Origin of the sequence: Aegicerativicinus sediminis (assembly GCF_015476115.1) — a bacterium.
GTDB classification, from domain to species: domain Bacteria; phylum Bacteroidota; class Bacteroidia; order Flavobacteriales; family Flavobacteriaceae; genus Aegicerativicinus; species Aegicerativicinus sediminis.
Window position 1 is genome coordinate 3,937,731 of sequence record NZ_CP064295.1, and the last position, 11,659, is coordinate 3,949,389.

13 protein-coding genes and 1 other RNA gene are annotated in these 11,659 nt (G+C 34.5%); 7 read left to right on the top strand and 7 right to left on the bottom strand.

Annotated elements, in window-relative coordinates; translation table 11 throughout:
* Nucleotides 1–5 precede the first annotated feature (5 nt).
* Genes ISU00_RS16915 through ISU00_RS16930 form a run of 4 tightly spaced genes read right to left on the bottom strand, consistent with a single transcriptional unit; the run spans nucleotide 6 to nucleotide 3,518 of the window.
* The gene (locus ISU00_RS16915) at nucleotides 6–719 is read right to left on the bottom strand and encodes an HAD family hydrolase (RefSeq protein ID WP_228851857.1); all 714 of its coding nucleotides are present in this window, start codon (nucleotides 717–719) and stop codon (nucleotides 6–8) included.
* Nucleotides 710–1,438, bottom strand: coding sequence for a 3-deoxy-manno-octulosonate cytidylyltransferase (gene kdsB / locus ISU00_RS16920; protein WP_228853753.1), 729 nt, complete (start codon nucleotides 1,436–1,438; stop codon nucleotides 710–712). The genes ISU00_RS16915 and kdsB overlap by 10 nt, the downstream gene beginning before the upstream one ends.
* Nucleotides 1,439–1,480: 42 nt before the next feature.
* Complete coding sequence (locus ISU00_RS16925; protein WP_228851858.1) at nucleotides 1,481–2,044, bottom strand: DUF4126 domain-containing protein; 564 nt, start codon at nucleotides 2,042–2,044, stop codon at nucleotides 1,481–1,483.
* A 46-nt stretch (nucleotides 2,045–2,090) separates the two neighbouring features.
* The gene (locus tag ISU00_RS16930; protein WP_228851859.1) at nucleotides 2,091–3,518 is read right to left on the bottom strand and encodes an ATP-dependent DNA helicase; all 1,428 of its coding nucleotides are present in this window, start codon (nucleotides 3,516–3,518) and stop codon (nucleotides 2,091–2,093) included.
* Between the two features lie 192 nt (nucleotides 3,519–3,710).
* On the opposite strand from ISU00_RS16930, the gene ISU00_RS16935 reads away from it, so the two are divergent.
* From ISU00_RS16935 to ISU00_RS16950, 4 genes are all read left to right on the top strand, one after another.
* Entirely contained in the window at nucleotides 3,711–4,439 is a 729-nt protein-coding gene (locus ISU00_RS16935) for a hypothetical protein (protein WP_228851860.1), read from the top strand.
* The gene (locus ISU00_RS16940) at nucleotides 4,387–5,259 is read left to right on the top strand and encodes a DUF3822 family protein (RefSeq protein WP_228851861.1); all 873 of its coding nucleotides are present in this window, start codon (nucleotides 4,387–4,389) and stop codon (nucleotides 5,257–5,259) included. The genes ISU00_RS16935 and ISU00_RS16940 overlap by 53 nt, the downstream gene beginning before the upstream one ends.
* Nucleotides 5,234–5,776: a 16S rRNA (guanine(966)-N(2))-methyltransferase RsmD gene (rsmD, locus tag ISU00_RS16945; protein WP_228851862.1), complete on the top strand. Its 543-nt coding sequence runs from the start codon at nucleotides 5,234–5,236 to the stop codon at nucleotides 5,774–5,776. The genes ISU00_RS16940 and rsmD overlap by 26 nt, the downstream gene beginning before the upstream one ends.
* 162 nt (nucleotides 5,777–5,938) lie before the next feature.
* Nucleotides 5,939–6,694 (top strand): hypothetical protein, encoded by a 756-nt coding sequence (locus tag ISU00_RS16950; protein ID WP_228851863.1) that lies wholly within the window; start codon nucleotides 5,939–5,941, stop codon nucleotides 6,692–6,694.
* 43 nt (nucleotides 6,695–6,737) lie between these two features.
* Here ISU00_RS16950 and rnpB read toward each other — a convergent pair.
* Nucleotides 6,738–7,048, bottom strand: an RNA gene (gene rnpB, locus ISU00_RS16955) — RNase P RNA component class A.
* 153 nt (nucleotides 7,049–7,201) lie between these two features.
* On the opposite strand from rnpB, the gene dnaX reads away from it, so the two are divergent.
* From dnaX to miaE, 3 genes are read left to right on the top strand one after another with little or no spacing between them, the layout of a single operon-like run.
* Nucleotides 7,202–8,935 (top strand): DNA polymerase III subunit gamma/tau, encoded by a 1,734-nt coding sequence (gene dnaX / locus ISU00_RS16960; protein ID WP_228851864.1) that lies wholly within the window; start codon nucleotides 7,202–7,204, stop codon nucleotides 8,933–8,935.
* Nucleotides 8,925–9,488: a hypothetical protein gene (locus ISU00_RS16965; protein WP_228851865.1), complete on the top strand. Its 564-nt coding sequence runs from the start codon at nucleotides 8,925–8,927 to the stop codon at nucleotides 9,486–9,488. Before dnaX ends, ISU00_RS16965 begins: the two co-directional genes overlap by 11 nt.
* Nucleotide 9,489: 1 nt before the next feature.
* Entirely contained in the window at nucleotides 9,490–10,071 is a 582-nt protein-coding gene (gene miaE / locus ISU00_RS16970; protein WP_228851866.1) for a tRNA-(ms[2]io[6]A)-hydroxylase, read from the top strand.
* A 58-nt stretch (nucleotides 10,072–10,129) separates the two neighbouring features.
* Here the strand turns inward: miaE and ISU00_RS16975 are convergent, their stop codons facing one another.
* Nucleotides 10,130–10,657 (bottom strand): porin family protein, encoded by a 528-nt coding sequence (locus ISU00_RS16975; protein ID WP_228851867.1) that lies wholly within the window; start codon nucleotides 10,655–10,657, stop codon nucleotides 10,130–10,132.
* A gap of 93 nt (nucleotides 10,658–10,750) precedes the next feature.
* Complete coding sequence (locus tag ISU00_RS16980; RefSeq protein ID WP_228851868.1) at nucleotides 10,751–11,659, bottom strand: Ppx/GppA phosphatase family protein; 909 nt, start codon at nucleotides 11,657–11,659, stop codon at nucleotides 10,751–10,753.

Consider the following 11,659-nt stretch of genomic DNA (forward strand, 5'->3'; position numbering starts at 1 on the left):
TTAAATTAATTTGGGGCTGTTAATTTTTTCTTTATTTCCAAAAGAGAGGAAAGCGTTTCATAAGGGTATTCTTTCAACACATGCTCTTCCACTTGCTCATGCATCCAAGTAGTATGAAATGGAACATGTACTGCTTTTGCACCTAGTTCGATGAGAGGCAAAACATCTGATTTTAAAGAGTTTCCTATCATTAAAAACTCTTCTGGACGAATTTCGAGATGGTCTAGTAACTTTTTATAATTTAAAGGTTGCTTGTCACTAACCACCTCAATATGATGGAAGTAAACTTCTAAATTAGATTTCGCTAATTTTCTCTCCTGATCTAATAGATCTCCTTTTGTAACCAATATTAACTTATAATCTTTGTACAACGACTTGAGGGTTTCCTCAACTCCATCTAAAAGCTCTACAGGTTTGTTAAGCATATCCTTACCGATATCTAGCATTTTTGAAATTGCTTCATTCGGCAATGAGTTATTGGAAAGTTGTAGACCACATTCTACCATACTTAACACAAAACTTTTAATGCCGTAACCATAAAATTCTAAATTTCCTATTTCTGTGCGAAACAATTCCTGATCGATTGTATTAGCCGTTTCATATGGCGCCAACAACTTGGCAAATTGAAGCTCGGCTTCTCTAAAATAAGTTTCGTTAACCCATAGGGTGTCATCAGCATCAAAACCGATAACCTTTATGTCTGAATAATCTATTTCCATTGCTTCCTAGCCAATTCTAAATCTTCTGGGGTATCTATACCAATGCCTTCAACAGTGGTTTCTACCATCTTTATTTTCTTTCCATATTCAAGATATCGAATACACTCTATCTTTTCAGTTGCTTCTAAAAATTTCATCGGAAGTTTTGCAAAATCTAATAATGCGGATTTTCTAAAAGCATAAATCCCTTTATGTTTAAAGTAACGTGCGCCCGCATCTTTGTCTCTTGGATATGGAATTGGACTGCGGGAAAAATAGAGTGCAAAATCATTTTGGTCAACTATAACCTTTACTATATTAGGGTTTGAAATGTCTTCCCATCGGTGCATTTCTACCATTATAGAAGCCAAATCAATTTCTTTATTGAAATCCGTTTTAAAAACTCCCAAAACTTTTTCTAAACTCTCTTTTTCTATAAATGGTTCATCACCTTGTACGTTTACAACTATATCAATCTCCAAATCCTCAACGGCTTCGGCTATTCTATCACTACCAGATTCATGAGACTTTTTACTCATAATTACATTACCCCCTGCAGCTTCAATAGTCTCCTTAATAATTTCACTGTCCGTAACAACGTAAACTGCATCAAACAAAGCTGTTGCCACAGTTGCATCGAATGTCCTTACAATCACTGGTTTACCATCTAAATCTTGCATTAATTTCCCAGGGAATCTCGAAGCGCTATAGCGCGCAGGTATCATTGCAATTATTCTCATAATCATTCAAAAGATATTCAAAAATAGAGCTTTTTGAATCATTTATTTCTTATTCCTACTAAACTTCCGACTCCATCTCCATAAAACAAAAAGTATAATAGTCACAAAAATTACCGCTACCACAGGAAGAAGAATAGAAAATATGGAAACGACCAAGGAAACAATGGTTTCAATACCTGAAATTATTGGATTACCTAGTCCGCCTGTAGTTGCAGTTGAAGTAAGTCTCGTTGCACCAGTTGTCCCCGCAATAGCGGCTGCTGTACCTCCTCCGGCAATAATGGCCAAGGACCAGGTTACTACTGGATCTAAATTGGCCACCGTTGAAACCATCACTGCGGTGCCTGCAATTGCAGCCAGCGGAACTGCAATGCTATCCAATAAATTATCAACAAATGGTATAAAATAAGCGAGGATTTCTATTACAGTTGCTACACTCAAAACAACCACTGAGGCAAAGCTACCGAGCCATTGCCACGATTCGTTCAACTCCCAAATATTAAAATAAGCTGCTAAACTCAAGGCCAAAAGGGGTAGAAACACACGAAAACCAACTGATGCGGCCAACCCAATACCTAAAAAAATGCTTATTATAGTTTCTTCCATTAATTAAGGTGAAAAAATAGTTTATCCGTTTAAATGATTAATGAATTTAATGAAAAACAAAATACTCATCCTTAAAACCTATAAGGTATAACTTATTTTTTGCACGGGTTATTGCTGTATATAACCATCTTAAATATTCACGATCAACACCATTAGGTAAATATGGTTGCTCCACAAAAACGATTTCCCACTGCCCTCCCTGCGACTTGTGACAGGTTATGGCATAGGAAAATTTTACTTGAAGGGCATTAAAAAACTCGTTTCTTTTTATTTTCAAAAACTTCCTGTAATTAGATGCCTCATCAGCATAATCTTTAAAAACTTCTTGATATAAAGAATTAGATTCTTCGTAAGAAAGGGATGGAGATTCAGAAGTAAGTGTGTTTAATAACAATACGGTTTCAAAGGGCCGCATACGTGGATAATCAACCATTTTTACCTTTACACGCGCAAACTTGAAACCATACAATTCTTTAAACTCATATATTTCCAAAACTTCTATAATATCACCGTTTGCAATGAAACCGGCTTCGGTAGTCGGCTTAATCCAGAAGTAATTGTTTTTTACAACCATCAATTGGTCACCTGCAGACAATTCATTTTCATTATAAAGAATCCTACTTCTAATTTGTTGATTATATAAATTGGCTCGTTTATTACTTCTCACAATAATGGTAGTTTCTTCATATCCCTCATCACTGTAGGCTTCATTAAGCGCATCTAATATTTCATGTCCATCTATCAATCTTACAATATCCTTAAAGCCATTCAAATTAAATTTGAAGCTTGAATAATCATTTGAAAAAAGAACTTCACGTACTTCTGTGGCATTTATTAAAATCCCAGAGTCCATTTCTTGTCGGACCACCTCATCCATTTCAAGGCCTAAAACTTTCTTGTTGAACTTCCATTCCAGTTGCTCTTTATCTAAGGCAGGACTTAAATCACTTTTAACAGGCGGCAGCTGAGCGGTATCTCCTATCAATATTAGCTTACATTTAAATCCGGAATAGACATAATGCACTAAATCTTCTAAAAGTGATCCATTTTCAAAAATCTTAGATTCGTTTGCATTATCTGGAATCATTGAAGCTTCATCTACAATAAATATGGTATTGCGATGTTTGTTGGGCTGCAGAACAAATTTCACGCCCCCACTACGGTCTTTTTTCGGGAAATATATTTTCTTATGTATAGTAAACGCCTCTTTACCAGAATAATTAGAAATAACTTTTGCTGCTCTACCAGTTGGAGCCATAAGAACAACACTCTTTTTAACCTCCCAAATATTTGAAACAAGGGTACCAATTATGCTAGTTTTTCCCGTACCAGCAAAACCCTTCAACATGTATATTTCGTCGGTGTTGTTCTCTAATACAAATTTGCTTAATTGCTCTAAAACTACAAGTTGTTTAGAGGTAGGTTCAAATGGAAATTTCTGTTTTAAAAGCCTGAAGAATTGAGGTATAGTCATTTAATTGGAAAGGTTTGGTGAAATTACCAATTAAATAGACTTTTACCAAATTAGAAACCATCGCAATACTGCATAAATGCTGATTGCAACAACGTTTGAGTATTTGTGTACATTTTAATACCAATGGTTTTTGTGATTAAAAAAAAATTGTAGATTTGCGTTACACCTTAAATAAAAAATAAAAAACTAACTATGTTGACAGTAATCATTACAATTGTTATCGTAATTCTCCTCACGGTTGGTATCGTTTGGTTGATCGACAAATTTGTGCCTAATAAAATAAAACCAGTCATTACAATTGTGTTGTGGATACTGATCTTCTTCTTAGCCTACATAACGTTTATGTCTGTTTATGGAGAAATTAAATTTAACGATCTTAAAAACAAGCGATACGCTGTAGTTATCGAGCGTTTAAAGGATATTAGAGATTCCCAACTCGCCTATAAAACTGTCAATAAAAAATTTGCTAAAAACTTCGATGAGCTAGTAACCTTTGTGGATACAGCTCAGTTCGTAATTACGCAAAGAAGGGATACTACCGTTGTTGATGCCGAATTAACCAGACGATATGGTGGTGTTACTACATATAGAGATAGTGTAATTGTAGACACACTTAATTTTGTACCAGTAAAAGATTCTTTATTCGGTGCTGATAATCGCTATAAAAATATGATGAATGTTCCGGTCGGAGAACCAGGGGCAAAATTTGAAATGCAGGCTGGAGACTTGGAAGGAATTCCTGTTTTTGAAGCAAAAGTGAAAAAAGATGTTATTCTTTTTGATCAAGAGAGAAACTTGGTAATGAAAGAAAATCAGGTAATTTCAGTTGATGCTGTTAATGGTTCCGAATTAAAAGTAGGATCAATGAATGAGGTTAACACTAATGGTAACTGGCCTAAAAACTATTCAAAAGAACAATAATTTGGTTGATTCAACCGATAAAGCATTGTCCATTCAAGTAAGTTTGAATGGACTTTCTTTTTGTATACAAGACAACCATAAACAATTTATTGGCGGGAGTAGTATTAAATTCAATGCACCACTTACCCCATTCAAACTACTTGAACAATTAGAATTGTTTATTGACCAACATAATCTTCAGCAAGAATTTCAATATGTACAAATTGTTTTCAGAAATGAAATCTGTGCTTTAGTTCCAGAAGATTATTTCAATCAAGATCAAATAGCCGATTATTTAAAATTCAACTCAAAAATTCTAAAGTCAGATTTTATTGCTACTGATACTATAGAAAGCATTAAGGCAAAAAATGTCTATGTTCCGTTGATGAATATTGTTAATTACCTATTAGATATTTACGGTAGTTTTGAATATCGCCATTCTGCCACAATACTTATAGACGCAATCCTTACCAATAATGTAGAACCTAGCACAACAAAGGTTTACCTCCATTTGGATGGTACCTATTTTGAAATGGTGGTGATAAAAAAAGGAAAATTGGAATTCTATAATATGTTTGAATTCAACTCAAAGGAGGACCTGATTTATTATGTTTTATTTACCATGGAACAACTAAAATTAAATCCCGAAAACATTCCTTTAGAAATTATGGGCGACCTTACAGAAGAGGATGATATTTTTAGAATTATTTACCGGTATATCCGCCACGTTCATTTATTTCAATTTGAACCGTCAATTGATTTTCAATTACTTTCTGAAATCGAAAACCCTTATTTATTAATAAATTCTTTTTCTTATGCGAATAATTTCCGGGACGCTTAAGGGAAGAAAAATTAATCCCCCTAAAAATTTACCCGTCCGCCCTACAACTGATATGGCTAAGGAAGGCTTGTTCAATATCCTCAATAATCATTATTATTTTGACGAACTAAAAGTGTTAGATTTATTTTCTGGTACTGGAAGTATTGCTTACGAATTTGTATCTAGGGGTGCACCAGAAGTTATAGCGGTTGACCAGGATTTTAAATGTATTAAGTTTATAGAACAAACCGCTTCAAAATTGGAATTGCCTATTAGAACAATTAAATTGGATGTATTCAAGTTTCTAGAAAATAATACTCAATCTTTCGATGTAATTTTTGCTGATCCACCTTATGCACTAGATTTCGACATGTTTGAAAAAATGGTTTCATTGGTAATTGAAAAAGGTATGTTAAAAGAGGAAGGGCAATTGATTATTGAACATTCTAATAAAACAGATTTATCGAATCTTTCTTCATTTATAAATGCTAGAAATTATGGAGGCACTGTTTTTAGCTTCTTCGAAATCTCTAATTGACCTTATTGTTTTTGCAACAAATATTTTTTGCTAAATTTAAAAACAAGAGCTAGGCCCTAAATTGTCTCCCACAACTATTCTACTTAAGGTTAATAGTCTACCAATTAATTTATCTACTAGTTTGTTGTATAAACTAACCAGTACCAATCTAAAACTTTAAGTATGAAAATTGTTAATTTCTTTGCCAGCACATTTATCTTTCTTTTTGGCCTAACCCTTAACCCACAAGATTCGCCTACTATGTATTGGGTACATCAAGACAATGTTCATTTCAACAAAATGAACGACTTTGAAGACATTGCAAAAAGACTAATTAGCCATTGCAAAACTCATAAGATAGATGCTCAGTGGACCGCCATAGCAGATAATAATTCTACCTATTATTTTGTAACTCCAATTAGTGGGATGGCTGATTTAGATAAAAATCCATTTGGACCTTTAGATGAGAAGGTAGGAAATGACGAAATGAGTAAACTATGGAATGATTTCAGTCCATGTTATGATTCACATAGGGACTATATTGTTAACCACATACCAGCATTATCGTATCAACCAAAAGTGATGACAAGCGATATAAAAAATTACAGAGAGTACCACTTTGTATACTTTACACCTGAAAATCAAGGTAAAATGTGGAAAGCATTTCAAAATGTAAAAAAATTGTACGAATCAAAAAATTCAAATATTGGTTATGACGTATACCGAAGTGGATTTGGAAGTGAAAGAGATTATTTTATGGTATCCATTAGTGGCAACAGTCAATTAGCAGTTGCCCAAGCAGGAGTTGCAAATCAAGATGTCTTGGGGGAAGAAAGAAGAGATTTAATGTACAATATGATAAAACTTGCAACCGACTATGAAAAAAAGGAAGCAAGCGTAAGGCCAGAATTGAGTTATTGGCCAGAAAACAATGATTAATTATTAAAAAGTAAAGCCCTTTTGTATTTCAAAAGGGCTTTTATATTTGAGTAAACCTATAAGCCGAATTCTGTTACCACAAAGTGGTCTCCTATCATTTATCTTAACGAATTGTTACCAATCCGCTTTAGCTGCCTACCCTCCAACATTGGGCGTGCTACCCTTTAACGTTGGTATACATGGCATTGCACCGCATAGAGTTTACCTGATTTCACTACAGCATTACCTGTACATACTTTCTGTTGCACTTGTCCTAACCTCACGGCCGATGGCTGTTAGCCACTATGCTGCACTCTGGTGTTCGGACTTTCCTCCACCCTTTAAAATAAGGACAGCGATAGGACGGTTTACTTTTGCAAATATAGTGCAACCCTCTGCTTTAACAATTTAAGAGGCCCTCGAAATGCATAAATCGTGTTAATAACTTATACCAAAAGCTAAGGTTAGTAGTTTCAAATTTGCGTCTAATTATTAACTTTGTTTAAATTCAAAATAAAATCCAGTTCCTTGGAGCATTTCATTGTTTCGGCTAGAAAATATAGACCTCAAACATTTAAAGATGTTGTGGGGCAATCGGCCATTACAAACACTCTTTTAAATGCCATTGAAAATAATCATTTGGCGCAGGCCCTATTGTTTACAGGCCCTCGTGGTGTAGGTAAAACTACCTGTGCTAGAATTTTGGCCAAAATGATTAACATGGATGGCGATACCAAGGATGATGAAGATTTTGCTTTTAACATTTTTGAATTGGATGCCGCTTCGAACAATTCAGTTGATGATATTAGAAATCTAACCGATCAAGTTAGGATACCTCCTCAGGTGGGCAAATATAAAGTCTATATCATTGATGAAGTTCATATGCTCTCTTCCTCTGCTTTCAATGCCTTTCTGAAAACGTTAGAAGAGCCTCCAAAACATTGCATTTTTATACTTGCAACAACGGAAAAACATAAAATAATACCTACTATTCTTAGTAGATGTCAAATTTTTGATTTTAAGCGTATAACGGTAAAAGATGCAAAGGAGTATCTAAAGTATATTGCAGAAGAACAGGGTGTAACAGCTGAGGATGATGCCCTTCATATTATAGCCCAAAAAGCTGATGGAGCCATGCGAGATGCCTTGTCAATTTTTGATAGGGTAGTTAGTTTCTCTGGGAAAAATTTAACGAGGCAGGCCGTCACGGAAAACCTAAACGTTTTAGATTATGAAACGTTTCTCAGAAGTACGGACCTAATTTTAGAAAATGATATTCCTGGTCTCTTAATGTTGTTTAATGATACACTGTCCAAAGGATTTGATGGACAAAATTATATCGTCGGATTAGCTTCACACTTCAGGGATTTAATGGTTTGCAAAAATCCTGAAACAATTGCTTTATTAGAGGTTGGCGAAAACATTGCAGAAAAATATCAATTGCAAAGTCATAAAACTTCTATGGAATTCTTGATAAGAGCAATTGAAATTGCCAATGAATGTGACCTAAACTATAAAGGCAGTAAAAATCCTCGTCTTCTGGTTGAATTAAGCCTTATGCAATTAGCCTCCATTACGTTTAATGGAGAAAAAAAAAATAATAGACATTACATAATTCCTGCCTCATATTTCAAAAATAAGGGTATCAAAGCCATTCCGGTTAACAAACCTGCTACTGCTGCCGTTGAAAGGATAACCATTGAAAATAACCAACTAAACGAACCTACTGAAGAACTTTCAAAAGTAGAAGAACCTCAGCCAGAACCTGAAAAAAAAGAAATCGTTATTGATATAAGCAGCACGAAACAAACTTCAGGGTTATCATTGTCTAGCATACGGAAAAAAAGAGAACATCTAATTCGACAAATGGATGTGGTGGTGGATGAATCGGAATTACCTAGAGAGGCTGTTACTGAAGATCAGCTTCTGGAAGTTTGGAATACTTATGCGTCCAAAATGGAAAATAAAGGTAAAAAGTTGTTGGCTTCTACCCTTTTAATGGATCAACCTCAATTGAGAGGTACTGTGATTCACTTAACCTTTCCAAATGAGACCTTAAAAATTGAATTGGAAAGAGAACAACTCCCCCTTCTTGCACACCTTAGGAAAAAATTAAAAAATTACGATCTTAATATCAAGATAACTGTAAAGGAAGACAAGGAGAAAAAATATGCTTTTACTGCCCGGGAGAAGTATGAAAAATTAAAGGAGAAAAATCCGAATATAGAATTACTAAGAAAAACCTTTGGCCTTGACCTCTAATACAAAACGCTCATCAATTTATGTTATCGTAATTTCTGCGATTTGCTTTTCTGTTATTTTTAATTCATTGGATAAAGTAAAAACATCTTATATAAAAGATCCTGAAACCTTAATTCGGAAATCATTTACAAAAATTGAAAAACCCATTTACGAGCCTGAAAATTTAGTTGAGATTGAAAAGGACACCATCTTATCTAATGGATTTAACGTTAAGGTTAAAAACTTTACAGTGATGGAAAAATCCGAGGCGTTTAAAATACAGGAGACTAAGGAAATTTATAGAAGACCTTTTAATGCGGTCATAGACATTGAATTTGAAGGAGAACCGATATTTAAAACCGTCGTTGACAATTTTTATTTGAGAAATCTTAGTAATACCCAATCCTTATTCCTAGAACACGCCTGGTTGTATGAGGAGGCAATTGATAGCGATACTGTAACTTTAGCCTTGAGTTGTCTAGAATTAAGAGCTGTTGAACGTTACAATATATATTTACAAATCAATAAAGAAGGAAAATTACTCAAGGTAACTTCCGATAGAAAATTTTCTTAACATGTTAGGCTTAAAACTTCCCACAGATCCGCGTTGGGTGAATATTGTAGAAAAAAATATTGAAGATATCTTAACCGATCATGCGTGGTGCGAGCAAAAAGCGGCCAGCACGGCCATTTCTTTGATTGTTACATTTCCTGAATACAATGAGCTAGTTCAAGAGATGACGGCATTGGTTAAAGAAGAAATTAGCCATTTTAAATTAGTACATGATAAAATTGTTGAAAGAGATTTAATTTTAGGTAGGGAAAGACGCGATGATTATGTTATTGAATTGATGAAATTCTTTCCTAAAGGAGGCTCACGCAGTACCCAATTAGTGCATCGTTTACTGTATGCTGCTCTCATCGAGGCCAGAAGTTGTGAGAGGTTCCTTTTACTTTCCAAAGAATTACAAGACCCAGAGCTAGCAGAATTTTATAGGAAATTAATGGTTAGTGAAGCAAACCATTATACTATGTTCTTAGGCTTTGCTCGCCAATATGGAGATAAAGAGGAAGTAAATAAAAAATGGGATGAACTTTTGAAGTATGAAGCCGAAATTATGTCTCAATTAGGCAAAACTTCACAAGTACATGGATAAAAAAACCCCAACATAAACTGTTGGGGCGCCTGTAATAGTTGAATTAATTTATGATCCATTAAAGTTTCAATCCGAAACCTAGTTGGATATTATTGTTTTTGGCTTCGAAATCTGGATTTTCATCCAAAATATCAGACAAGCCAAGTGAATAGCGAGCATCTAAAAATAACATCTCGGTTATCATAACCTCAATTCCACCAACTCCTGAAAAGTTGAAGTCTTTAATTCCATCTTCATGTTTCCAAACCTTGGTCCCGATTTGTGGCCCAACACCAATTTTAAAACTGTTACCAATAGCAAAACGAAGCATAACTGGTAATTGAATATAATCCAATCTTAATTCTTTTTCCTTAGCACCCTCTGCAGAGAATTGTAATTCTACAAACAAAGAAACGACATCAGAGAAATTATGGTCCATAAAACCTCCAAAAACAAAACCGTTTCTTACAGTTGGGTCTTCACCTAAACTTGGTTTAAAATCTAAATTTGAAATGTTGATACCCGCTCTGGCACCCCACAATGTCTCTTGCGAAAAGGATAGTGTTGTAAATAACACCATCAGCATAGTAGTAGTAAGTAATTTCATAATAGTTCGATTTGAGATTTCGAATATACTTTGATTTCAACTAAGCCCTATAATTTTTAGATGTCTAACAACAAAAACAAGACAAACGGTGCTTTAATCCAGTTCTTGACTGCTTACAGTGTTGAAATACATGCTTTTAACGATACCGTCAGACAATCCTATTTTAGGCACATAAATATCTTTCGCCCCACTCCATTTCATCGAGGATAAATAAATTCTTGTGGCTGGAATAATTACGTCTGCCCTATCTTGATTTAAATCTAATTCCGTAATTCGTTCATCATAGGTATAATTCTGAAGATCGTTATAAAACGAAGTCAGCCAAAAATAAGTTAAAGGTCTACCCATTTTTTTACCAGATAATTTGAAAATCTTGTTAATGTTTCCGCCAGACCCAATTAGGTCAACTTTCTCAAATTCTTCTGTATTTGTTTTAATCCAAATTTCTAATTCCTTCCAAAGGGCATTGGGAACCATGTCATTTAATAATCGAACAGTTCCTACTTTAAAAGATTTAGAAGCAACAGTAATTCCTCCATGGATTACGGAAAATTCTGTGCTACCACCTCCAACATCAACATAAAGATATGTTTTATCTTCAATTAAATAACTCTTCAAATCAGTCGCGGCTATAATTGCAGCCTCTACCTCACCATCTATTACATCAATTGTAATTCCAGATTTTTGTCGAACCGCCTTCACAACCTCAATGCCATTAGTTGACTCCCTCATAGCTGAAGTAGCACATGCTTTATACCGCTGTACTTTATGTGACTTCATCAATAATTTAAAGGCCAACATGGTATCTACCATCCGTTGTTTATTAGATTCAGAAATAGTATGATCAATAAAAACATCCGAACCTAAACGAATAGGAACACGAACCAAAGAAGTTTTTCTAAATATGGTAGGCTTGTTTTCCTGTTCAATAATATCTGCAACCAAAAGTCTAACTGCATTTGAACCTATATCGATGGCAGCATATTTCTTAAACTTAAGCAT

Excerpts from the sequence above, each read along its gene's own strand:
- ISU00_RS16930 (WP_228851859.1), bottom strand. The coding sequence starts at position 3,518 with ATGACTATACCTCAATTCTTCAGGCTTTTAAAACAGAAATTTCCATTT.
- ISU00_RS16980 (WP_228851868.1), bottom strand. The coding sequence starts at position 11,659 with ATGCTTAAGTTTAAGAAATATGCTGCCATCGATATAGGTTCAAATGCA.
- miaE (WP_228851866.1), top strand. The coding sequence starts at position 9,490 with ATGTTAGGCTTAAAACTTCCCACAGATCCGCGTTGGGTGAATATTGTA.
- ISU00_RS16915 (WP_228851857.1), bottom strand. The coding sequence starts at position 719 with ATGGAAATAGATTATTCAGACATAAAGGTTATCGGTTTTGATGCTGAT.
- ISU00_RS16925 (WP_228851858.1), bottom strand. The coding sequence starts at position 2,044 with ATGGAAGAAACTATAATAAGCATTTTTTTAGGTATTGGGTTGGCCGCA.
- kdsB (WP_228853753.1), bottom strand. The coding sequence starts at position 1,438 with ATGAGAATAATTGCAATGATACCTGCGCGCTATAGCGCTTCGAGATTC.
- ISU00_RS16950 (WP_228851863.1), top strand. The coding sequence starts at position 5,939 with ATGAAAATTGTTAATTTCTTTGCCAGCACATTTATCTTTCTTTTTGGC.
- ISU00_RS16935 (WP_228851860.1), top strand. The coding sequence starts at position 3,711 with ATGTTGACAGTAATCATTACAATTGTTATCGTAATTCTCCTCACGGTT.
- rsmD (WP_228851862.1), top strand. The coding sequence starts at position 5,234 with ATGCGAATAATTTCCGGGACGCTTAAGGGAAGAAAAATTAATCCCCCT.
- ISU00_RS16940 (WP_228851861.1), top strand. The coding sequence starts at position 4,387 with ATGAGGTTAACACTAATGGTAACTGGCCTAAAAACTATTCAAAAGAAC.
- ISU00_RS16975 (WP_228851867.1), bottom strand. The coding sequence starts at position 10,657 with ATGAAATTACTTACTACTACTATGCTGATGGTGTTATTTACAACACTA.